The sequence below is a fragment of the Paenarthrobacter sp. NPDC092416 genome (assembly GCF_044755025.1).
GTDB lineage: Bacteria > Actinomycetota > Actinomycetes > Actinomycetales > Micrococcaceae > Arthrobacter.
In genome coordinates this window covers 184,360-205,208 of sequence record NZ_JBIVQG010000004.1, presented here as the reverse complement: position 1 = coordinate 205,208, position 20,849 = coordinate 184,360, and the positions used below count along the sequence as shown (strand labels likewise).

Sequence of the window (20,849 nt, the reverse complement as noted above, 5' to 3'; positions counted from 1 at the left end):
GCTGGATCAAGTACAAAATATATTCACCAGATTTCCACGTGAACTCTTACCCGTCGAAGGAGACGAACCATGACTGATGCAACGTCAACGAAAATCCCGGGCCAGACCCGGGTAGTCCCTGGCTGGACCGGCAGGCTCTTCGAGGACTTCGCCGTTGGCGACATCTACTATCACCCGTTTGGCAAGACAGTCACCGAGGCGGACAACCAGACCTTCACCCTGGTCACCCAGAATGTTGCCAAGACCCACATCGACAGAAACTTTGCCGCGGCCACCGAGTTCGGCCTGCCGCTGGTCAATTCAACGTTCACGCTGGCCTTGGTGACGGGGCAGTCCACCATCGACCTGTCCATGAACGTCTTCGCGAACATGGGCTGGGACGAAGTGCGGATGCCTAACCCCGTGTTTGAAGGCGACACCATCTACTCCCGCTCCAAGGTCCTCGCCGTGCGTGAATCCAAGTCGCGGCCCAACCTCGGTCTGGTGACTGTTGCGACGGAGGGATACAACCAGGACGGCAAAATTGTGATCAGTTATCGCCGTACGTTCATGGTCTATCGTCAGGGCCACCTTCCCGGTGTAGAGTCGTCGCGCCCGGACGAGTCAAGCCTGCCTGACCACGGAGACTTCAAATGACCAGCGCTGGAAAATGGACTGAAAGGGCCACTGGCCACGTCCTGGCAGCAGGAGCTGTCACCGCGCTGTTTGTTCCCGGTGACCGTCCCGAACGTTTCGCGAAAGCGGCTGCCGCAGGTGCCGGCGTCGTCATTATTGACCTCGAGGACGCCGTAGCTCCGACGAACAAGGCAGCGGCGCTGGCCGCCGTCGTCGATTCCTTGAGGGGCGGTGACGTCCGCGCTTTGGTGCGAGTCAACCCGGCAGATTCTGCAACGCACGACGCCGAAATTTCGGTGCTGCTCGGCCTCACCGCGGGGGAGGGACATGGCTTGCTGGGCATTGTGCTTCCCAAGGCTGACGATCCTCAGTTGCTGGCCGAACTCCGCGCGCGTTTTCCGGGGGACCTGGCGTTGGTGCCATTGGTCGAATCCGCGGCTGGGCTCATGCACGCTTTTGGCCTGGCCTGCGTACCGGGAGTGACCCGTCTGGCCTTTGGGGCGATCGACTTCGCACTTGATGTTGATGGATCGGGGGAGGACAGGTTCCTGGATCATGCCCGTTCGCATTTGGTGGTGGCCTCCAGGGCGGCTGGAATCGCAGCGCCGTTGGATTCGCCGTGCGTCGACATTCAGGATGAGGGAAAAATCGCTGAGTCAGCACTGCTGGCCCGGAAGTTCGGGTTCGGCGGCAAGCTGTGCATCCACCCGCGGCAGGTCCCCACGGTGGTCGCCGCTTTTGTTCCGTCCGAGGCAGAAGTAGCGTGGGCGCACTCGGTTATTGGCGCGGAAGGTGCCGCAGTACAGGTGGACGGCCAGATGATCGACCGCCCGGTCACCGATCGTGCGAAGCGCATCCTGGCGCAGGCTGGAAAGGAACTCTAAATGTCCCGGCTTCCCTTGGAAGGCATCACCGTCATTTCGCTGGAGCAGGCAGTTGCCGCGCCCTTCGCCACCCGCCAGCTCGCAGACCTTGGCGCGCGCGTCATCAAGATTGAACGGGACGCCGGCGATTTCGCGCGTGGTTACGATACCAAGGTTGATGGCATGTCCAGCTACTTTGTCTGGCTCAACAGAGGCAAGGAAAGCGTGGTCTTGGACCTGAAGTCCGAGGACGGGCTTGCTGTACTCAACGAGCTGGTGTCCAGCGCTGACGTGTTGGTGCAGAACCTCGCTCCAGGTGCAGTGGAACGGCTTGGTTTCGGACCCGACGATGCCTTGGCGCTGAATCCAAAGCTCATCCATGTCTCCATTTCCGGCTATGGGCGTGGGGGGTCCCATGAACAGAAGAAGGCTTATGACCTCCTCATCCAATGTGAATCAGGTCTGCTGAGCGTTACTGGATCGCCCGAGAGTCCAGCAAAGGTGGGCGTTTCCATTGCAGACATCTGCGCCGGGATGTACGCCTACTCGGGCATCCTTACATCGTTGTTGAGCCGTGCCACCACCGGTCGCGGGGACGTGGTGGAGGTTTCCATGCTGGAAGCCCTCGCCGAATGGATGAGTCAACCCTACTTCTTTGCGGAGTACGGCGGGGCGCCACCGGCCCGCGCCGGTGCGCAGCATGCAAGCATCGCCCCGTACGGTCCGTTCCACGTTCAGGGCGGCACTGTGTTCCTGGGGATCCAAAACGAGAGGGAATGGGTAGTTTTCTGTGGAAAGGTGCTGGGTAGTCCCGAACTCGCTACCGATTCCCGCTTCTCCAGCAACAGCCTACGGGTGGCCAACCGCGCCGGTCTGCATAAGGCGATCAACGCTGTCGTGGGGACCATGAGCACCGATGCCGTTACGGCGGCGCTGGATGCGGCCGGAATAGCCAACGCGGAGCTGCGGGACATGCAGGGTTTGTCGCAACACCCCCAACTATCCGCGAGGAACCGATGGCGGGACGTGAAGTCGCCTGTCGGACCCATTCGCAGCTTGATCCCGCCGGTAACGTCGCGGGAAGTTGGTTACCGCATGGCTGCCGTCCCGGCATTAGGGGAGCACACCGCCAAAGTGCGGGCCGAACTGGGACTCGGCTAAGGAAAGTTGGGGCGAAAGCCGTCCGGAGATTCATCTCCGGACGGCTTTTCACGTGGTTCACGGGTCTTCTGCTTGGTGCCCGACTCCCAATGGGTCAATCTCCGCGGGCGCTGGTCATTTGCCAGCTGGAGCAGGGATGCGACCGGCAATGTCCGCGGGAGGTTTGACGTCCTTCGATTTCGGACTGGTCCTCAGCCGGACCTCAAGGTATTTAGCAATGCCGGCCAATGTGAGGCAAAGACAGATATAGATACTGCCGACCACCACTGCTGCAGGAATAATGGGTGAGGAGTAGCTGGCCGAACTGCCCACAAGCTTGCCGAGGTAGAGCAGCTCCTGATAGGTGATGACGAATCCGAGCGCTGTATCCTTCAACACCACCACCATTTGGGCAACAATGACCGGGAGCATTGCCCGAATCGCTTGGGGCAACAAGACAAGCCTCATGACGGACGTTTTTCGGAATCCGATGGCGTACGCCGCTTCCGACTGGCCGCGGGGAACAGCATCGACTCCGGTTCGGAATACTTCAGCCAGAACCGCCCCGCTATAGACCGAGACTGCAGTGACAACCGCAGTAAACGGCGTTACCCACGTTTGCCCCAAAACCGGGAGCCCGTAGTACATGATCATCATCAGCACCAAAACTGGAATGGCACGGAGGATTTCGGTGATGACGGCGAAGCACCTGCTAATCCAGGGGTTGTCGGACATGCGGCCCAGTGCAAGTCCGAACCCAATACAGAGACTGAACACGGAGCCCAGGCCAAAGGCTGAAAGCGTGCGAACAGTTGCTGCCCCAATCTGCTCCCAGACCTGTGGATAGGAAAATACTCTCCACTTCTGTTCGCTGAACTGCCCGGAGATGGCCAACCTGTAGGCGATGAATCCGAGCACTGCCAACACGGTCACTACTGCAATTACGGCGAGGAACCGGTTGCGGGTGACTGCCCGGGGGCCGGGAAGGTCGGAAAAGACACTGCTCATCGAACGATTTTCCATTTCTTTTCAAGAGATCGCTGGGCCAAGGACATGATTGCAACCAGTAGGACGAAGACCAGGGCAACCCAAAGGAGTACGCCCAGCGCATTCTCTCCGCGTTCGCTGAGGTTCGCACGCACTGCGCCGAGCTCCAGGACAGAGAAACCTGCAGCGATAGTTGTCATTTTCAGGATCGCAATGAGGGTGCTGATGAGCGGCGGGACAACAGATCGGAAGGCCTGTGGGAGCACAACGTTTCCCATGACCTGACCGAACGTCATCCCGAGAGCCCGGGCGGCTTCGGCCTGGCCAACAGGAATTGTGTTGAATCCGGACCGGAGCACTTCCGTAACGTATGTGGCCGCATACAGGCCTATTGCCGTGATCGCGAGAGCCGCGTAGTCGAGACGGGGAAGTCCCAGAGCGGGGTAGCCGAAAACGAAAATAAAGAAGACCAGGGTCAATGGAGTGTTCCGGACAAGATTCACGTAGGCAGTCCCTATGGCGCGGCCGGCCGGGACTGAAGATACGCGCATAACGCCCAGTACCGTGCCGAGGACAAGGGCTATGGAGGCACCCCCAAGGAAGAGGGCCAAGGTGTTCAAAAGTGCGGGACCCCAGAGGTCGAGGTTGTCGGCGACGATGTTCATTTCTCGGACTCTCAAACCTCAGTAGTTGTTCACAGGGGGTTGCTCGCCAGCCTTGCCAGTACTCCCGAGCGTGCTCTCGTAGATCTCCGTCCATGTGCTCCCGCCGTCGGTGAGCATGGTGTTGATGACCTTGCGGAGGCTTGTGTCGTCCTTGGGTAGGCCGATTCCGTAGAGCTCATTGGTAAATGTGTCCCCGACCACTTTGAGCTTCTCCGGATCCTGCGACGCGAAGCCGAGCAGCTGTGCTTGGTCTGAGGAGACCGCATCTACCTGGCCGGCCTTCAGGGATTCCACGCACTGCGAGTAGGTATCGAACTCAGTGGTTTTCACACCTGGGAAATTCGCCCTGATGTTCTGTATGGGTGTTCCACCGGTGATCGAGCAAACGTTGACGCCTTGCCTCAAGTCATCCTTGCCCTTGATTTTGTCATTGTCCTTCAGGACAAGGATTCCCTGGCCCGTTTTAAAGTAGGGGCCTGCGAAATCGACCACAAGCTTGCGCTTGTCGGTAATGGAGTAGGAGCCCACGTAGATATCGACGTCGCCGTTTTCAAGAGCTTGTTCGCGGGCGACGGAAGGGACAGCCTTGTAGGAGATCTTGTCTTGCCCGAAGCCCAAAGTGGCCGCTGTCCAGCGCGCTATTTCTACGTCGAAGCCGCTCCGCGCTCCCGTGACTACGTCCAGGTATCCGAAACCAGGCTGGTCTTCCTTGACACCAATGACCAAATGTCCGCGGCTCTGTGCCCGCTTAATGGTGGGGCTGTCCTCCGGGGTGACGGACGAGGCCACGGTGTAAGAACGCACGTCGGGTTCCACTGCGCCCGACGTTCCGCTGGCTGCACCCGAGCAGCCGGCAATCGCAAGCAGGGCAACCGTTCCGACAGCGATTGCAGCATAGGATTTTGACACGTTTGTACTCCTCATGGGGATGGTTTTCGGCTTCCGCAAGTAAAGCGGCGGTCGCCAAAGAAGGAATTGTTGACACAGGCGTCCTTGAGCGGCGCCATCGTTGAAATTGTTCAGTGGGTAATCAGCTTTGACAGGAAGTCGCGGGCGCGTTCGGTGCTCGGATTGGTGAAGAAGCCTTGAGGGGTTTGATCCTCGATAATTTCGCCATCAGCCATGAAGACAACCCGGTCGGCTGCCTTGCGGGCGAAACCCATCTCGTGGGTCACGACGATCATCGTCATACCTTCTTTGGCAAGCTCGATCATCACGTCGAGAACCTCGTTGATCATCTCTGGGTCAAGCGCTGAAGTTGGCTCGTCAAACAGCATCACTTTAGGGTCCATTGCCAGGGCCCTGGCGATCGCCACGCGCTGCTGCTGGCCGCCGGACAGCTGGGCGGGAAGCTTGTGCGCCTGTTGCGCAACCCCGACTCGCTTCAGCAAGGTCAGCGCTTGGCTTTCGGCCTCTGCTTTGCTGATTCTCTTCAACCGGGTCGGTCCAAGCGTCACGTTTTCAAGGACGCTCATGTGGGAAAACAGATTGAACGATTGAAAGACCATGCCGACCTGAGCACGAAGGACGGCCAGTTGACGTCCTTCCCGTGGCAACTCGTGGCCGTCCACACGGATAGTCCCGGAGGACACCGCCTCAAGTCGATTGATCGTCCTGCAGAGCGTTGATTTACCCGAACCGGACGGCCCGATGAGAACGACCACCTGCCCCTTGCCGACGTCCAAGTTGACATCCTTCAGGACGTGGAGTGGTCCATAGTGCTTGTTCACACCTCTAAGAGAGACCATGGGGGTGTCCGTTTGCGGGACCTCCGCCGATGTGAGCACGGGCTGGGAGTAGGGATTATTCAAGCTGTTTCCTTGCTACGAAATCATGTTTGCGAGTATCCAGGTATGACTCGGAGCTGAATTCAGCGGTGCAGCTCCATTGCTGCGAAAGTGCTGAAAGGCAGATCCCGTCACTTGTTCATTCGGCCGTAATTAGAGCCTAGGCATCGAGTGATCCGGCTCACCAGAGGTTTGGCATGCCTGTCGGATCATTCAGATATGCTGCCTCGGAATACCCCCGTCATCACAGGGCCCATGGACGATGGCTGAACGTCGGGCTGTAGATGTGTGAACGCGCTGACCTGAACGCGTCGTACGCTTTATCGGAGGTGGTGATTGGCAATGGATCTCAAGGAATTGCAAACGTTCCGCGCCGTAGCGGAGCTGGGAAGTGTAACCAAGGCTTCGGGCCGCCTTCATATTGCCCAGCCGGCCCTGAGCCGCCAGATCAAACTGTTGGAAGCTGAGCTGCGAAACTCCTTATTCTTCCGCGACGGGCGCGGCATGCGCCTGACTCCCGCGGGTCAGATGCTTTTTGAGAGGACGGCGGAGCTCCAGCGGGACGTGGATCGCCTGCGGGACGATCTCCGTTCGTTTACAGGAGCACCGACCGGGCACGTTCATCTCGGGCTTGTCCCGACAGTGAGTGCCCAGGTTTCCGGAACTCTTGCACGGAGAGTGCTCTCCGAACTTCCGGGGGTGTCGCTGGTCTTGTCAGAGAGTTACACCGGCCACTTGGTCGATTGGCTGCATCGCGGGCAGCTCGACCTCGCCGTCCTGTATGGGCCTGGAGACTCGCTGCTCATGCCCACCGAGTCATTTGGGAACGAAGAACTTGTAGCAATCACCGCGAGCGGAGGGCGTCTTGCCAACGTGGAGGAAGTGGAACTGACCGCGCTTTTGGGTGAACCCCTTGCCCTTCCGAGCGCCTCACACGGGGTGCGGCGCATCATCAGCGATGCCGCAGAGCGGGTAAACGCACCCATGAATGTGGTCATCGAAGCTGATTCCTTCCGCATCCTCCTGGAAATTGCTGCGCAGGGGCTCGGAATCACCGTGCTTCCTATATCTGCTGTTCGATCAGAAGTGAAAGCGGGTGCCCTCGAGCAGGCTCGCATTATCCATCCGTCCCTGCACCGCGAAGTTGTCATGGCTTGGCCGGGCGGGGGGACTCCGTCGATTGCGGCGACTGCCGTTTCGGCTATCCTTCGCGAAGAGGTTGCGAAGATTTTTACCCAAGCATAGGAACCTGTGCCCACCGGATATTCACTGACAACCACCTTTGATGCGACGTTTGCGAGTTCCGCGGGATGTCAGGGTCTTCTTCGGATGGGATGACATGGCAGAATCGTCGATCCGTGGTGCCGTCCCATGGTGGCCCTGTCAGTAAGCCTCTATGTGGGCGCGAACATGGCTGCCGTCGTCGCTCAACCAACCCTTGCCGGCGGCATAGACCAGCATGTTGGCAAAGCGGTAGCTCCACCCCATGCCAATCCGGCCTACACACTCGTTGCGGATCCAGTCGACAGATACCAGGACATCTCCGTCGTCGAGTTGTCCCGCGGACGTCGTCTTAAGCAGGGTAGGGAGGTTGTCCCTCGCCGCCTCCGACAACAGCACCTTAAAGCTGGTGCAGTCGTCGGGCTCGTCCAGGGCAACGGATCCGGGGCTAACGCGAACGTGCACGGCGGACTCCTTTCAATCGGCAGTGAAATTGTGCTTATTTCCACTATGCCGAGAGACGGGAAGGGTCAGGAAGACGAGCTTTTGGATAGCCAGTATTGCTGAAAGTTATGCCCTGTCAGAGGGGTCCTGCAGGCTGGCCGTCAGGTAGGACGCAACCATGCCGGCGAGCTTTTCCGAAATCTCCGGCCACTCCAGCTTGCCGCTGCCTTCCATGGTGCTCCCAAGTCCGAGCCTTCGGGCGATGACACTGTAGGCCACGTTGAAGCACCAGTCGATCTCATCCTGGCCGAGGTAACCACCAGGCCACTGGCGCAGCACTGCTGCGAAGTTTCCCGCGAGCACTGCGTGTGATGCTGCACCTCGTTGCGAGATGGTTTCATCGTTCGTCGCCCGGAGCATGAACGGGCGAAGAATGTCGGCGTACCGCCTGAGGACTTCAATGGTCTTGTCCATGGCCTCGCGGACGATGGCCTGCAATCCATCCTCCGGATGCGACGGGAGCGACTCAAACAAATGATTGGAGACGGCGTCGATGTCGTCCATCTTCCGGCCGTGGGCAACGCAGACAAGGTCCTCCTTGCCTTCGAACCGTGCATAGATGGACCCAATGGACACACCTGAGCGGGCGCTGACGTCCGCAAGCGTGAATTCATCGTTGCCCCGCTCTTCAAGCAGGGCCAGGGCCGCCTCGATCGTCTTCTCAAACGACTGGCGGCTCCTGGCCTGCTTAGGTTCGCGGGACTTTGTCTCCGGAAGGGTCACAACGCGATCCTACAGAGGATTCCCGCGTCGGAGGCATTCCGTGCCACGCGAAGCTCCCACTCTCCTGACGGGACCACCCATCCCGCATTCGAAGGAGCCCACCTCCTGAACCCGAGTGGGTCCAAGGCTATCTTTGCCTCTGCTGATTCCCCCGGGCTCACGACGAGGGCGGCGAATCCGGCCAACCTGAAGTCCGCCTCGCCGGGCGCCTTGGCGTAGACCTGCAGGACATCCCGACCTTCCGAGCCGCCTGTATTGCTGACCGTCGCCCGGATGGAGATGCCGCCAACGCCGTTGGCCGGGTCCCGTTTGGTCGGGCTGGCAGAAGCTACGGCATCCACCAGTTCAAAGGTAGTGTAGCCAAGACCGTATCCGAAGGAGTACCGGGGTTTCGGTCCTGAGACCTCGAAATGCCGGTATCCCATGGGTTCGCTGGCGGCGTAGTCCAACGTGAGCTCAGCGTCCAGCCCGGTGCCCCATCCGGGTATGTCTTCATTGTGCAAGGGGAAAGTCACCGGGAGGCGTCCCGAAGGAGCCACCCTGCCGGCCAGGACAGCAGCCAACGCCGGGCCGAACTCCTGCCCGGGGAACCAAGCCATCAGCACGGCCTTGACTCTGTCGGCCCACGGGAGAAGTACCGCCCGGGACGCGTTGACCACCACGATGGTTTCCGTCGCCACCTCAGCCACCGCATTTACCAGACGGTCGCTCGCCGGGTCGAGTGCCGCCGTCGTGCGGTCAGCGCTTTCACGCGATGACCCCTGCTGGTCACCAACGACGATCACTACAGCGTCGGCGCTGGCTGCGAGTTCCACCGCTGCAGCCAGCGGATCAGAGAGTTGTTCCGGTGTTGCCACGGCGGTGATTGCCTGTACGCGGCCAGGCTGGAAGGCCATTTCGATGACAACCTCAACTTCACCCACGGGTAGGTCGAGCGCAACTTCCTGTGTTTGCGCCCGCGCGACAACACCCATGACGTCATCCGGTGCGGGCGGCGGAACCTCCAATACCTCCGTCCCATCAACTCGAAGGGAACTGACGCCCGTCCCACCCGCACCCAAGGTCCATCTGGTGGCGGTTGGAAGGGTGAAGTTTGCTGTGATCCGGGCCCGGCCCGGGATGCCGGCTCCGAGTCCTGGAACTGGACCAAACCAGACGAACGCTGATGCCTGGCGCACCTCGCTGTACAGCACGTCATCCGCACCGGCTGACAGAACCTCCAGAAGGACGCCCGGTGTACCGTCTGGTGCTGTGCTGCCGAGATCGGTCAGCGACAGAGCCGACGCCGGTGCGGCGCCGGGTTCATAGAGGACCTCAACGCCGGGTCCCACTGTTGCGCGGATAGCTTCCAGTGGAGTGACCACTTCGCCTTCCGGGCGGACCGTCGCAAAAGTTCCGCCTTGGAAGCACGGTTTGCTCGCGTTGGGCCCCAGGACGGCCAGCGTCCTGATATTCGACACATCCAACGGCAGGACGTTGTCCTTGTTTTGGAGCAGCACGAAGGACCGGGTAGCGGCCTTGTTCAGGATCTCCCGTTGCTCCTTCTGGCTACGAAGGCGGGACGGTGCCGGTGGAGTGCCGCCGGAGCGGCGCCCGGTCCTGTCCGCGAGCCGCGTGACACGCTCGACGGCGTCACCCAGGCGCGATTGGGCAACGTCGCCGACGGTGACGGCTTCTCCGAAACGGGCGCCAAAGTGAGTGGCCGGTCCGGGCATTTCCAGATCCAGCCCTGCATTTGCAGCAGCGACAGTGTCATCAACGCCGTACCAGTCCGAAACTACAACGCCGTCGTACTTCCACTCATCCTTCAAGACACTGATCAGCTCGGCGTTCTGGGAGCAGTGAGTTCCGTTGACCCGGTTGTAGGCCATCATCAGCATCCAAGGATTCGCAGATCGGACGGCAATCTCGAACGGCCGCAGGTACGTTTCGCGCAAGGTTGCCGGCTCCACGCGGGAGTTCATCCGGCGTCGTTCGGTTTCTGTGTCATTGGCGACGACGTGCTTGGTGCAGGAACCAACTCCTTGCGACTGCACACCGTCAACCCAGGCCGCGCCAAGAATGCCGGTGAGCAAAGGATCTTCCGAGAACATCTCAAATCCACGGCCCGTGAGTGGCGAGCGAGGCATGTTGAGGTTGGGGCCGAGGATGGCCGAAACACCACGTTCCATGCCCTGCTGACCGATGACCTGGCCAACATCCGCGACCAGTTCCGGGTCCCAGGTAGCGCCCAGGGCGGTTCCGGAGGGCATGATCAGTGAGGTGTCACGTTCATCCATGGCCTTGCTGACGATTCCCAGGGGACCGTCAAGCAGCACCATTTCCTCTACTCCTGTGGCTGCACTTGCGGACGTGCTCCAACCGTTCAGGCCGCCGGTGAGTTCTGCTCCAGTGAGGTCCGGTTTAGCCGCCCTGGTTTCCGCGCGGCTTACCTCTGTTTGTTCGCCCGTGGTGGCAGCTGCCGTCACAGGGCTGCAACTTTGTCATCTTCAGCGCGGGATGCGGCAGTCTCAAGCAGCGGCCGGACGCGCTCGGCGAACAGGCGCATTGTTTGGGCGGTGAAGCGACGGCGTTCGTCGGTGAGGGGGCCGCCCATGATCGCCATGAGAACATTGCCAATTCCGAGGTCCGCGTACTTCTGCAACTCGGTGGCGACGGTTTCCGGGCTGCCGTACAGGCACCAGGTCCCTTTGTAGCCCGCCGTCCGCGCATCCGGTGTGGGGCGCAAATCGACGCCGCTGATCTCTTCGGCTGCTTTGTTGGCGGCGTGTTCGCGCTCCACGGTCTCCTGGTACTGCTCGAGGATGATGTCCATTTCGGCAGCAGCTTGCTCGTCCGTTTCAGCAATGTGCACGTGCTGGTACGAGTGGGTGGTCCACTCAAGCGCTGCCTTGACGGCCTGATCCGAGTGACCAGCCGATTCGAGGGCATTGCGGTAAATGGTGAAGTTCTTCTTGACTTCCTCGTAGGCGTTTCCGCTGTCGATCACTGGTGGCGTGAAGGCGAGGATGAACGCAGGCTGGGCGTTCTTGGCGGCGCGCTCGACGCTGGAAGGTCGCGCCGCGACGGACATGACGCGCGGTTCAGGCTTGGTGTACGGCGCGGGGACGATGCGTGACACCACTGCACCGCGGTAGTGGCCGTTGTCGAAGACAACGGGGGCGTCATCGGGCTTTTTGGCCCATAGCCGTTCGGCGATCTCAAGGTTTTCGTTGGCCAGGCGCGAGCTGTCCTGGTAGTTCACCCCGAAGCCGATCATCTCTTCGGGCGTAGTTCCACTGCCCACACCGACCAGGAGCTTGCCGTCGGTCAGCTGGTCCAGCAGTGCCAGACGTTCTGCGAATCGGACCGGGTGGTGGAGCGCAAGCGTCTGCACGGAGAATCCGAAGTGCATTCGTTCGAGCTTGCCGGCGAGGTAGGCCGCGAACACGAAGGGGTCGCTGGCCGGGGGAGCGTAGCCGGTGAAGTGGTGATCGGGGAGGAAGACCGCGTCGAATCCCTTCTGTTCGGCATCGACGGCGTGCTCCACCATGGCCTGCATGACGGGACGGTCTTCCTCGGGGCCGCGGGAACGGGAGGTGAGGAACAAAGAGAAATGCATGGAAACTCCTGAAGTGTTTGGTTGTGTCAGGCGAGAACGTGCTGAGCCGTCTGCGGCTCGACGTGGTTCTCTGCCTCGGGGATTTCTGTCGTTTTGGGGGCAACAACGTCAGTCGCTGCGGCGTCAAGCTGGGCTGCGGCGCGCGCCACCAGTCGGCGGAACCATTGATGCCCTGGGTCTGCGGTTTTGGTGGGGTGCCACCAGGCGCACTCCACCAAAGTGGGAAGGCTGATGGGAAGCTGCATGATCCTGACTCCGGCCACGGACGCAAGCATTTGTGCAAGCCTCTCCTGGACGAGGGCGAGTCGTGCTGTTCCCGCCACTGCGAAGGGCAGCATCAGGAAGCTGTCAACGATGATGTCCGTCTTCTCGCCCAGTTGGAGGTCATATACCCTGCGGTCGGCCAGCGTTGAATCAACCTCGGCTCCGAAGAGCCTGGCCCAGCGGGCATCCCGCATTTCCTCGACGGTCAGTGTTCTTTCCGGCGACGTGGCTCCTGTCACGCACACCCAGTTATCGGTAAACAATTCCATATGTGGGAAGCCGGAAAAATGCCCCTTGGGGATGAGCATGAGGTCAGCGGACTGAAGTGTTTCCTTGATGCGTTCCACAGCCTGTGGCGTGACGGCATCAAAGTGAACCTGCACGCCGGGTGCTTCCTCTTGGAGCATGGTCATCAATTTCCCGGAGAGGGCTGTGAGGCAGTAGTCCGAGGTGACGATCCGAAAGCTTCTGGTCGACGACGCCGGGTCAAAGACTGCCTGCGCGTCGAACGTCCGTTCCACCATGCGGAGGATCTGGGAGACGTCTTCCTTGAGGACCTGTGCCAGGGGCGTGAGCTCGTAGGACGAGCCGACGCGCGTCAGCAACTGGTCATCGAACTGCCTGCGAAGGCGTTGCAAGGACGAGCTCATGGCCGGCTGACTGATGCCGATCCTTGCGCCGGCTCGCGTCACATTGCGTTCTACGAGCAGGGCGTCCAGGGCAACCAGGAGGTTGAGGTCCGCAGTCAGAAGGTTGACCATGTGATTCTCCAAATTCGAATTAGAATACTGATACTAATTATGAGAGGCGTCACACCCCAGGTCAATAGCCGGCTTTCGATTAGGAGGCGGGGCTTGGGGAAGTACCTCCGATCGTCTCGGAGATTGCCTTGGCCGAGGCCAGCAGCCTGTCACGGCATTCCTCCAAGCGGGCCAGGGAATCATCCCCGGAGAAGCCGTTGAGTGTAAGAGTCACTGCTACCTGCCCCTCGGAGTCGAAGACCGGGGCGTGCAGGGAAGTTACTCCTGCGGGATCGTCCAGTGACGCCGGCCCGGATGACGCAGCCCGTTCAATGAGGAGGGGCAGTACACCGCTGAGATCGGGCGCTGCGGTGTCGCTGGGAATGTGCACGATCCGTTCAAATTCAGCTGCCGCGCCTACATCCACGGATACTGCATAGCCCACGGATCGGACGTGCTCAAGTTCTGCGTGCGCCAGTTTGTCGTCAACGTCGCCAACGACCTCCCGGGCGTTGTCGATCCAACGCTTCTCGGCAACCTCACCGGCCCACGCCACATAGAGGGGTGCCAGCGGAGCGGCAAGGCCAAAGGAGACTCCTACGCGTGACGGTGAGCCGCCGGGGGAGCTGTCCACTCCGGCGGCAGTGAGGACGACGACTGAATCGTCGACGACTCCACTCACCAGGACTTCAAGCTTCAGTGCATCGGCAAGCGCTTCAATGATTGGACGTGCGGCATCCGCCGCCTTGACGTGACGGGTCAGTGCGGTAGCCGGGGAAACGATGGACGGGATGGTGAAGGACCCGTAGCCACCGCGGAGGAAAAGCAGGGGCAGTTCCTTGGATGAACCTACTCCCAGGGCTTTGACGCGACCGATGACGATGTCATGGTCGCCGGAGCGGATGACGTCTTCGATGTCGCAGTCAATCCAGGCAGCCGCCCCCTCAAGCCTCGGGCTGCCGGAGGGGGTGTCTCCCCACTGGTTGGCGCTGAAGCGGTCCTCGGCTTTGCGGGAGAAAGCCCGGCAGACATCCTGCTGACCGGCGGTGAGTATGTTGGCGCAGAACGAGCCTGCCTCCCGGATCTTGGGCCAGCTTGTCGAGCGGACATCGGGCATGAAGGCCACCAGCGGTGGATCCAGCGAGACTGAACTGAACGTTCCCACAACCATTCCTGCAGGTTCGTCTTCGTCGCGTGCAGCCGTGATCAGGGTGACGCCGGTGGGGTATTGGCCGAGGACGTAACGGAACCAGGCGGCGTTTTCGGGGCTGGTTTCGTGCGTTTCGGCAGTGGAAGCGCGGATGCTCCGGGTCATCGTTTTGCTCTCCTCTTCGTTGAGATTTACTCCAGTAAACGCGGGGGAGAGGCGGCTGCGGAAATAGTTCCAAAGTATGTGCGCTATCGCGAATTCCGATGCTGCATGCCTGGGTGCTGGGGCGTACGCCAATGATAGGTTCGTGGGGATACCGGGGCCTCATGGCCCGTCGGTCGGGGTGGACATTCCTCCGGACGCGCATCTGGCCGGTATCGAGTCAACGTTGTTGGCTCTCCCAGAACGAGGTTGCGGTGCGCCGTTCAAACTTGTCCCCAATAGCCGGCTCCGATCCTGAAGTCGGTGAGCCCCGCACTGATGAATATTCGGCGGCCGCCCCGTCTGTGGAACTGCCCGATACAAAGGCCCGGCAGGGTCCGAAAGCCCGGGTTGGCCCGATCTATACCGCTCTGCTCATCATCGTCCTGCTGGGTGCCCTGGACCATACGATCGTCGCCACTGCACTGCCTACAGTGATAGGTGAATTGGATGGCGCGCGGCATATGGCCTGGATCATCACTGCTTACACACTGGCGATGACAGTAGGCATGCCCGTTTACGGGCGGTTGGGGGACCGCTTTGGCCGTCCTGCCCTTCTCATGGTCGCCCTCACGATCTTCCTGGGGTCGTCCGTGTTGTGCGGCTTCGCGCAGGACATGTTCCAGCTCTCGCTTTTTCGCGGCATGCAAGGGCTTGGCGGGGCGGGGCTGGCTGTGCTGCCACCAGCGATCATCGCCGACCTGGTACCGCCCCGCCAGCGGGCCAAGTACCTTGGGCCGCTGGGATCTGTGTTTGGTGTAGCCACCGTCATCAGCCCGCTGGTAGGGGGTGCCATTACTGACACCGTTGGCTGGAGATGGGTGTTCTGGATCAACCTTCCCGTTGGATTGCTGGCGCTGGCCATGGCGTTTTCTCTCCGTCGCCTGAAGTCCGCCCGGGGCTCCGGTGGCGTGGATTGGGCCGGCACCGTGCTGATGGTTGTGTTCACGTGTTCCCTGGTGGCGGTGATTTCGCTAACTACGGGGCCGGAGGTCCCGGTCGCCATACTCCTTGGACTTGGCGTGCTGACGGCCGTCTCCGGCGTGCTTTTCGTGGTCGTCGAGATTCGTTCGAAGCATGCCTTGATCCCCATGGGGATGTTCCGGAGCTGGCCTGTGGTTAATGCAGCCGGTTTGGGGTTGGTTATCGGAGCCGGCTTGTTCAGTGTGGTGGCGTACCTGCCCAGCTACGTGCAGATGGTCTACTCGACGTCGGCTTCCGTAGCGGGCATGATCCTCCTGCCCATGGTTCTGGGAATGATGGTTTCCACCAACCTGACGGGATGGATTGTGAGCCGCACCGGGAGGTACAAGATCTTCCCTCTTGCCGGCTCGGCCCTCGCCGCTGCCGTCGCCATCTGCCTTAGGTTCCTTCAGCCCGGTACGCCGCTGCCGGTGGTCGGCCTACTCCTGGCGCTCCTGGGATTGGCTGTGGGCAGCTTCATGCAAATCACAGTGGTGGCAGCGCAAAACGCGATGCCCCATTCGGTGGTGGGAAGCGTGACCGCCTCTCTTGGCTACCTTCGTGAACTAGGTGTCACGGTAGGAACGACGGTCTTCGGTGGGCTTTTCGCGATGATGCTCGCGCAGGGCTCGACAGCTAACAAGCTGGGTCTACCGCCATCGATGATTACTGATCCCCAAGCCGTCCAGCAGCTTCCGCCAGCGCTTCAATCCGGGGTTGCCGCAATCTACACAGATGCGTTCCTCCCGATCTTCGGGCTGCTGGCGTGCATATTCGGCGTGGGGGTGCTGTTGTCCATCTTCATGCCGGAGCAACGCTTGGCGGACCTGAAGGATCACAGCTAGAAGCTGCTCTTGACCACTTCAACGGGAGCATCTAAGTTAACCATAATCATAATTACGATTATGGTTTGAGATTGGAACAGCTCAAGAAGGAGCGGGATGGCACACGCCAACATCAAGGAAATTAACCGACGAACAGTGGAGAGGTTCTTCGTAACCTCAGGACTTGAGAGGGCTGCCCTCTTCGCCGTGGACGGGCGTAAGGAACTTCCATGGACCTCGATGGGGCATCCCATCGACATGGAAGGCATCAGGGAGATCAGCTACAACTTCACACGCAACCGCCAGATCTTCACGGACTGGACATGGAGCGGCGTGCAGATTTTCGACACGCAGTACCATGATCGATTCTGGGCAGAGTGCCACGGGAGGGGCGTCATTCGAATAGACGGTCATGAGCCTGTAAACGCCGCGAACCACTACATCATGGCTTTCCGCTTGGAAGATGGAAAGATCAAGGAGTTCCGTGAATTCTGCGACCCCACCCAGCCGTCACGCAATGATGCCGGCGATCCCGTTCCCACGCCGCCGCTGGGCGACTGGAAGCCCCCGGCTGAGTGGCAGACACCGGCGGAGCTCTTGAACTAGGTCATACGAAGCAGGGAGTCTCATGGACGTCGTCGGAGCGGGCAGGAAAATTCCGCAGCAAGAACGCAGCAGGCAGTCCGAAGCCAAGCTGCTGGATGCTGCAGAGGAGGCCTTGTCCGCACGCGGCGCAGGAGACTTCAGCTTGGCAGAGGTGGCAGCCCGCGCGGGAGTCACAACAGGCACCATCTACTCCAGGTTCAAAGGCAAGAGCGAACTCGTCCATGCGGTCCATGAAAGAGTAATGGATCGTATGGACGCTCATGCCGCCAAGCTCTTCGGCGCGGCCGAAGCTGAACCTGCCAGTCAACCGGAGAGGTTCGTCGGCGACGTCGTGTCCCGACTCGCCGCCGTGCTGGAAGCGGAGGCGGCCGTCCTTAGGGCACTGATGTTCCATGCGGTGGGGGACAGGTCCATTTCGGAACGGGGTGCGGCCGCCCATTCGAAGCTCGGAGCATTCTTCGACGACGCCCTGCAGCGGCTCAGCCCGGCGCTTCCCGGAGCGTCCGAGCGCAAGCGGTATTGGGCCTTCACTTTCTCCTACGATGTCCTTGCCCGTCACCTGGGACTGGGGCATTCATCTCCCCGCACCGAACAGGAAGACTGGGATGAAATGCTCCACAATCTTTCCGGCATGGTTGCGGCGTACCTTCTGGCGGATCACAATTAGGCGTCCAGGACCAGAAGCCGGACCGGCCCATGAAGACCCGCCGGCAAGATCTCGGCATGGTTTTCAAAGATGGCCGCTCCTGGACGCCTAAGATCGTTCTTTGCGGCGTCCCCGGTCAGCCGGTTCCACCACGTGTTGGTCACGGCGATTTCAAGCACATTAGTGCCGGCCCGGACGGCGTCAGTGACATCGATGCTGAACGGATGGGTCCATAAGGTGCCCAGAGGCGCCCCGTTGAGGCGTACTTCGGCAAGGTCGCTGACGTCGCCCAAGTCCACGAACAACCGCTTGGATGATCCTGGCAGCGGCATGTCAGCAGAAAACACGTGACGGTAGGTCGCAGTCCCGGAGAAGAACTTGACGTCGGCCGCATGATGACCGGCCCCGGGCCCGCTCCACGGTGCCACGGCCTTCAAGTGCATTGCAGATGGCGACTGGCCATCGCCGTCGAAGGTCACTTCCCACGGACCTTCAAGCACCTGTTCCTCGGCGGCGCTTTTCTGCAGATCGTTGACAGCTGCAGATGCCTCCCGATTCCGGTGGACAAGAACGAAGGCTGAACCAAACGGCTCGAGATGCAGGTCGACGGCGGTCCGTCCAGCTTCGGCGCGAACGCTGACATCGGAGCGAACCACCTGGACCGGGTCCCATATTTCCGCCGACGTTGCCTCGCCCCTGAACGAGGCGCTCACCTTCTCCGGACGCTGACGTTGGTTGCTGATGAAGTAGAGCTCCGCGTCCTCGAGCCGACGATGAATGACCGGCAACTTCGCGCCATCAGAGGCAAGCAGGCTCCAGTCGGGTTCAACGCCTGCCATAGCAAGGGCAGTGGCGACTCCGTTTGCCGAGGCCACTCCGGTGAGGTCCAGCAAGCCGGATCGTCCCAACCACAAATTCTCGACGGCGGTAGCCCACTCGGAGGGATCGTCGCTTTGGCTGGGAGAGCTTTCGGGACGCCAACCGGCAACGGTGGCTCCGCCGTCGAGCAATTCTGCTACGCGCCGGACGGCCGCCAGAGTCATCCGTCGGCTGGAACCGCCAAGGTACAACAAACGGTACGTGGTGCCTCCCGTAGTGAGCAGACCGCCGTCAGGCGTGACGGTGAGGTGATTGAGGAGGCCGTCAAGGTTGATGAAATCGAAGCCATACCCCTCTGGAACCGCGGGCGCACTGTCCCCGAAGACACCCGTGATTGGCGCTTCCTCGCCGTAGAAATACGCGACATCGGCTGCATAGGTCCCTTGCTGCAACAGGTGGCTGCAACGGCCAATGTAGTCGAGCCACGGCTTTGCCGCGTGCGCCCAGGTTTCGTTTCTGGTGAACGACTGTCCCAGATACGGAGACAGGGTGATCCCAGGCTTGGGCACGGCGTCAGGCTGATGGGGCGACGTGTGGATGTTCAGGAGATTGACGCCCAAGGCGAATTCCATGTCCACGATCGGCTTGAGCTTCCGGGGGGTAAACGTAAACGGCTTTCCGAAGGCGCTCATCGACTCCGCACCGGTGGCAGCTTTTCCGTACACGTGGGCGACAGAGGCGGCACCGCGAAGATCTGCAACATAGGTGGCTTGAGGTCCTTCGTCCGGCTCGTAGCACCACATGGCCCCCATGGGGACGTCCGCGTGGGAGCGTATCTCGAGGTCATCGCCCAGCTGTGGCCGGTGGTCCTCCAGCGCTTCCGCGTAATAAGTCAGGCCACGCTCGCGGGCCATGCCGGCTATGGTCCCGTAGTGGTTCTCTCCGAGAAGTTCGGAGATGGTCTTCCGCAGGTCCCATAGGAAGGCATCACTCTGTTGCACACTGCCCACAATGATGCCGCTGACAGTGGGGAGCCACGGCAACAGATCGTATCCGCGACGCTTCTGGAACCCGCTGCGCATGGCAGGCGTCCAGTTTTGCGGACCGGATTCGATGCTGTCACTGAGCAGTGCCGAAATGCCTTCCAATTCGCTGCCGAGGGCGTCTTCGAAGAATCCCAGATAATGCTCCAGATACTCGGTGACCAAGCCTGCATCGAGCTTGTCCACCTCCAGACCCGTAGCGTCAACAGGTGCCGGGGCGTTGAGATGACCGGTCAGGGAGTAGCCGAATCGCAGAACTGTCCAGTCTCCGCTTTCGGGCTCCCAGGCCAAGGTTCCATCCGGACGCAGATACTCCGTAACATCGATGACGTCCTCGGGCCGGATGGCATCGGACAGTTGGCTTGGCCCGCCGTCGAGGGCGTAGTAGTCGGGCACAGGAGCGTACCCGGCTTTCTCCTCGGCACGGCTGATACGGGCACCGGAGAAAAGCTGAAAGGCGGAAACCTTGAAGAGCTGACTGCTTGATGGCGCCGAAAAGGGCAACGGTTTGATACCCGGTGCAATTGCAAAGCTGTGACCTTCTCCAGACTCGAGGACCAGTCGGAAGCAGCGAGCGGTCACGGTAGGAAAACCCGCAGAACGGACCGGCGACGCCGACGCCGGGAGCACGGTCACCGCGCTGAAGGCTACGCCGTCCATACTGGCTTCCAGCCGGGCTTTGGGGGCGGGCTGCGTTCCAAATCCACGGGATACGGGCAGGCCTACCCGCACGGACGAAACAGAGGTTGGCTCGTCGAACTCCGCCATGATCCACGCGGAATCGCCGTCGGAACCGAGCTCGAGGGCGGGCCAGAAACGGCCGTCCGCCAACGTATCAGCAACCCGGTCTCCGGTGGCTGTTCCGCTCAAGGTCTGGCGGGCTGCCTGCAGTGGAAAATGGCCGTCTCTCCGGGGAAATGCGACCACCGCGACGTCTTCGAAATAGTCCGGGACACCGATCGGGTCTTTCCGAACCGCCCCAAACGGCACGTCCTGATAGGGACCTGACGAAGACGGGGGAGCAGCCAATTTGGGCTGGGCAGTCTGACCAGCGGTTACCCGCGTGGCACTCCACACGAGCTTCTTCATGCCAGCGGCCGGGACAACCCAGGGGCCGCCCGTGGCGCTCCAGCCAGCCGACGTTGCCACCGCCAATTCAAGACCGAGCCTTGTAGCGGTTGATGCCGCGCATGCGATGGCCGACTGCCATGCCGGGGACCGGAAAGCCACGTGATCCCGGGTGTACTGGGGGATACCCATCGATCCGGTGAACGCCTGCACTCCACCAGCTCCTGATGCTGCCAGCCATTCGAGGTCCTTGACGATCCCGGCCTCATCCACATTCCCATCCATCCAATGCCACCAAACCCGCGGACGCGCGGAACTGGGCGGATTCACAAAACCAGGGAACAGAACGTCTGCACCAAGGGATAAAGCAAACGTGGCATCGTCGGGCACGGGAACATCCTTAAGTGGGGAGACGGCTC

18 protein-coding genes are annotated in these 20,849 nt (G+C 60.8%); 7 read left to right on the top strand and 11 right to left on the bottom strand.

The genetic code is table 11. From position 1 onward, the window contains the following. The first annotated feature begins 69 nt into the window (after positions 1-69). The 3 genes from ACIQC5_RS10540 to ACIQC5_RS10530 are packed head-to-tail and all read left to right on the top strand — an operon-like array spanning position 70 to position 2,639. Positions 70-636, top strand: a complete 567-nt coding sequence (locus tag ACIQC5_RS10540) for a MaoC family dehydratase (RefSeq protein WP_400281417.1) — start codon at positions 70-72, stop codon at positions 634-636. After that, positions 633-1,499 (top strand): HpcH/HpaI aldolase/citrate lyase family protein, encoded by an 867-nt coding sequence (locus ACIQC5_RS10535; protein ID WP_400281414.1) that lies wholly within the window; start codon positions 633-635, stop codon positions 1,497-1,499. Before ACIQC5_RS10540 ends, ACIQC5_RS10535 begins: the two co-directional genes overlap by 4 nt. Next, positions 1,500-2,639: a CaiB/BaiF CoA transferase family protein gene (locus ACIQC5_RS10530; protein WP_400281412.1), complete on the top strand. Its 1,140-nt coding sequence runs from the start codon at positions 1,500-1,502 to the stop codon at positions 2,637-2,639. A gap of 114 nt (positions 2,640-2,753) precedes the next feature. On the opposite strand, the gene ACIQC5_RS10525 is transcribed toward ACIQC5_RS10530, so the two are convergent. From ACIQC5_RS10525 to ACIQC5_RS10510, 4 genes are all read right to left on the bottom strand, one after another. Beyond that, on the bottom strand, positions 2,754-3,626 hold the full coding sequence (locus ACIQC5_RS10525) for an amino acid ABC transporter permease (protein ID WP_400281409.1): 873 nt from the start codon (positions 3,624-3,626) through the stop codon (positions 2,754-2,756). After that, positions 3,623-4,270: an amino acid ABC transporter permease gene (locus ACIQC5_RS10520; RefSeq protein WP_400281406.1), complete on the bottom strand. Its 648-nt coding sequence runs from the start codon at positions 4,268-4,270 to the stop codon at positions 3,623-3,625. The genes ACIQC5_RS10525 and ACIQC5_RS10520 overlap by 4 nt, the downstream gene beginning before the upstream one ends. Positions 4,271-4,288: 18 nt before the next feature. Further along, positions 4,289-5,179, bottom strand: coding sequence for a glutamate ABC transporter substrate-binding protein (locus ACIQC5_RS10515; RefSeq protein WP_400281404.1), 891 nt, complete (start codon positions 5,177-5,179; stop codon positions 4,289-4,291). A 110-nt stretch (positions 5,180-5,289) separates the two neighbouring features. Continuing rightward, complete coding sequence (locus ACIQC5_RS10510) at positions 5,290-6,018, bottom strand: amino acid ABC transporter ATP-binding protein (protein WP_400281713.1); 729 nt, start codon at positions 6,016-6,018, stop codon at positions 5,290-5,292. A gap of 381 nt (positions 6,019-6,399) precedes the next feature. On the opposite strand from ACIQC5_RS10510, the gene ACIQC5_RS10505 reads away from it, so the two are divergent. Further along, on the top strand, positions 6,400-7,302 hold the full coding sequence (locus tag ACIQC5_RS10505; RefSeq protein WP_400281401.1) for a LysR family transcriptional regulator: 903 nt from the start codon (positions 6,400-6,402) through the stop codon (positions 7,300-7,302). 138 nt (positions 7,303-7,440) lie between these two features. On the opposite strand, the gene ACIQC5_RS10500 is transcribed toward ACIQC5_RS10505, so the two are convergent. The 6 genes from ACIQC5_RS10500 to ACIQC5_RS10475 all read right to left on the bottom strand — a co-directional run bounded on the left by ACIQC5_RS10500 (position 7,441) and on the right by ACIQC5_RS10475 (position 14,425). Then, positions 7,441-7,743, bottom strand: a complete 303-nt coding sequence (locus ACIQC5_RS10500) for a hypothetical protein (protein ID WP_400281398.1) — start codon at positions 7,741-7,743, stop codon at positions 7,441-7,443. Positions 7,744-7,848: 105 nt separating this feature from the next. Then, the gene (locus ACIQC5_RS10495) at positions 7,849-8,505 is read right to left on the bottom strand and encodes a TetR/AcrR family transcriptional regulator (RefSeq protein ID WP_400281396.1); all 657 of its coding nucleotides are present in this window, start codon (positions 8,503-8,505) and stop codon (positions 7,849-7,851) included. Beyond that, the gene (locus ACIQC5_RS10490) at positions 8,502-10,973 is read right to left on the bottom strand and encodes a beta-glucosidase (RefSeq protein WP_400281393.1); all 2,472 of its coding nucleotides are present in this window, start codon (positions 10,971-10,973) and stop codon (positions 8,502-8,504) included. The genes ACIQC5_RS10495 and ACIQC5_RS10490 overlap by 4 nt, the downstream gene beginning before the upstream one ends. Then, complete coding sequence (locus ACIQC5_RS10485; protein ID WP_400281390.1) at positions 10,970-12,106, bottom strand: LLM class flavin-dependent oxidoreductase; 1,137 nt, start codon at positions 12,104-12,106, stop codon at positions 10,970-10,972. Before ACIQC5_RS10485 ends, ACIQC5_RS10490 begins: the two co-directional genes overlap by 4 nt. A gap of 26 nt (positions 12,107-12,132) precedes the next feature. Continuing rightward, positions 12,133-13,131: a LysR family transcriptional regulator gene (locus tag ACIQC5_RS10480; RefSeq protein WP_400281387.1), complete on the bottom strand. Its 999-nt coding sequence runs from the start codon at positions 13,129-13,131 to the stop codon at positions 12,133-12,135. A gap of 79 nt (positions 13,132-13,210) precedes the next feature. Next, positions 13,211-14,425 carry a flavin reductase gene (locus ACIQC5_RS10475; RefSeq protein ID WP_400281384.1) on the bottom strand — a complete coding sequence of 405 codons (1,215 nt, stop codon included), beginning with the start codon at positions 14,423-14,425 and terminating at the stop codon, positions 13,211-13,213. A gap of 251 nt (positions 14,426-14,676) precedes the next feature. Here ACIQC5_RS10475 and ACIQC5_RS10470 point away from each other — a divergent pair, with 251 nt between their 5' ends. The 3 genes from ACIQC5_RS10470 (at position 14,677) to ACIQC5_RS10460 (ending at position 17,521) form a co-directional block, all read left to right on the top strand. Next, the gene (locus ACIQC5_RS10470) at positions 14,677-16,269 is read left to right on the top strand and encodes an MDR family MFS transporter (protein ID WP_400281381.1); all 1,593 of its coding nucleotides are present in this window, start codon (positions 14,677-14,679) and stop codon (positions 16,267-16,269) included. Between the two features lie 96 nt (positions 16,270-16,365). Then, entirely contained in the window at positions 16,366-16,854 is a 489-nt protein-coding gene (locus ACIQC5_RS10465) for a PhzA/PhzB family protein (RefSeq protein ID WP_400281378.1), read from the top strand. A 22-nt stretch (positions 16,855-16,876) separates the two neighbouring features. Next, positions 16,877-17,521, top strand: a complete 645-nt coding sequence (locus tag ACIQC5_RS10460; protein ID WP_400281376.1) for a TetR/AcrR family transcriptional regulator — start codon at positions 16,877-16,879, stop codon at positions 17,519-17,521. On the opposite strand, the gene ACIQC5_RS10455 is transcribed toward ACIQC5_RS10460, so the two are convergent. Further along, the gene (locus ACIQC5_RS10455) at positions 17,518-20,760 is read right to left on the bottom strand and encodes a glycosyl hydrolase (RefSeq protein ID WP_400281711.1); all 3,243 of its coding nucleotides are present in this window, start codon (positions 20,758-20,760) and stop codon (positions 17,518-17,520) included. The genes ACIQC5_RS10460 and ACIQC5_RS10455 overlap by 4 nt on opposite strands. Positions 20,761-20,849 lie beyond the last annotated feature (89 nt).

What these genes read in the sequence shown, in the direction of transcription:
- ACIQC5_RS10485 (WP_400281390.1), bottom strand. Translation starts at nt 12,106, where the DNA reads ATGCATTTCTCTTTGTTCCTCACCTCCCGTTCCCGCGGCCCCGAGGAA.
- ACIQC5_RS10460 (WP_400281376.1), top strand. Translation starts at nt 16,877, where the DNA reads ATGGACGTCGTCGGAGCGGGCAGGAAAATTCCGCAGCAAGAACGCAGC.
- ACIQC5_RS10525 (WP_400281409.1), bottom strand. Translation starts at nt 3,626, where the DNA reads ATGAGCAGTGTCTTTTCCGACCTTCCCGGCCCCCGGGCAGTCACCCGC.
- ACIQC5_RS10480 (WP_400281387.1), bottom strand. Translation starts at nt 13,131, where the DNA reads ATGGTCAACCTTCTGACTGCGGACCTCAACCTCCTGGTTGCCCTGGAC.
- ACIQC5_RS10475 (WP_400281384.1), bottom strand. Translation starts at nt 14,425, where the DNA reads ATGACCCGGAGCATCCGCGCTTCCACTGCCGAAACGCACGAAACCAGC.
- ACIQC5_RS10510 (WP_400281713.1), bottom strand. Translation starts at nt 6,018, where the DNA reads ATGGTCTCTCTTAGAGGTGTGAACAAGCACTATGGACCACTCCACGTC.
- ACIQC5_RS10505 (WP_400281401.1), top strand. Translation starts at nt 6,400, where the DNA reads ATGGATCTCAAGGAATTGCAAACGTTCCGCGCCGTAGCGGAGCTGGGA.
- ACIQC5_RS10535 (WP_400281414.1), top strand. Translation starts at nt 633, where the DNA reads ATGACCAGCGCTGGAAAATGGACTGAAAGGGCCACTGGCCACGTCCTG.
- ACIQC5_RS10520 (WP_400281406.1), bottom strand. Translation starts at nt 4,270, where the DNA reads ATGAACATCGTCGCCGACAACCTCGACCTCTGGGGTCCCGCACTTTTG.
- ACIQC5_RS10530 (WP_400281412.1), top strand. Translation starts at nt 1,500, where the DNA reads ATGTCCCGGCTTCCCTTGGAAGGCATCACCGTCATTTCGCTGGAGCAG.
- ACIQC5_RS10540 (WP_400281417.1), top strand. Translation starts at nt 70, where the DNA reads ATGACTGATGCAACGTCAACGAAAATCCCGGGCCAGACCCGGGTAGTC.
- ACIQC5_RS10465 (WP_400281378.1), top strand. Translation starts at nt 16,366, where the DNA reads ATGGCACACGCCAACATCAAGGAAATTAACCGACGAACAGTGGAGAGG.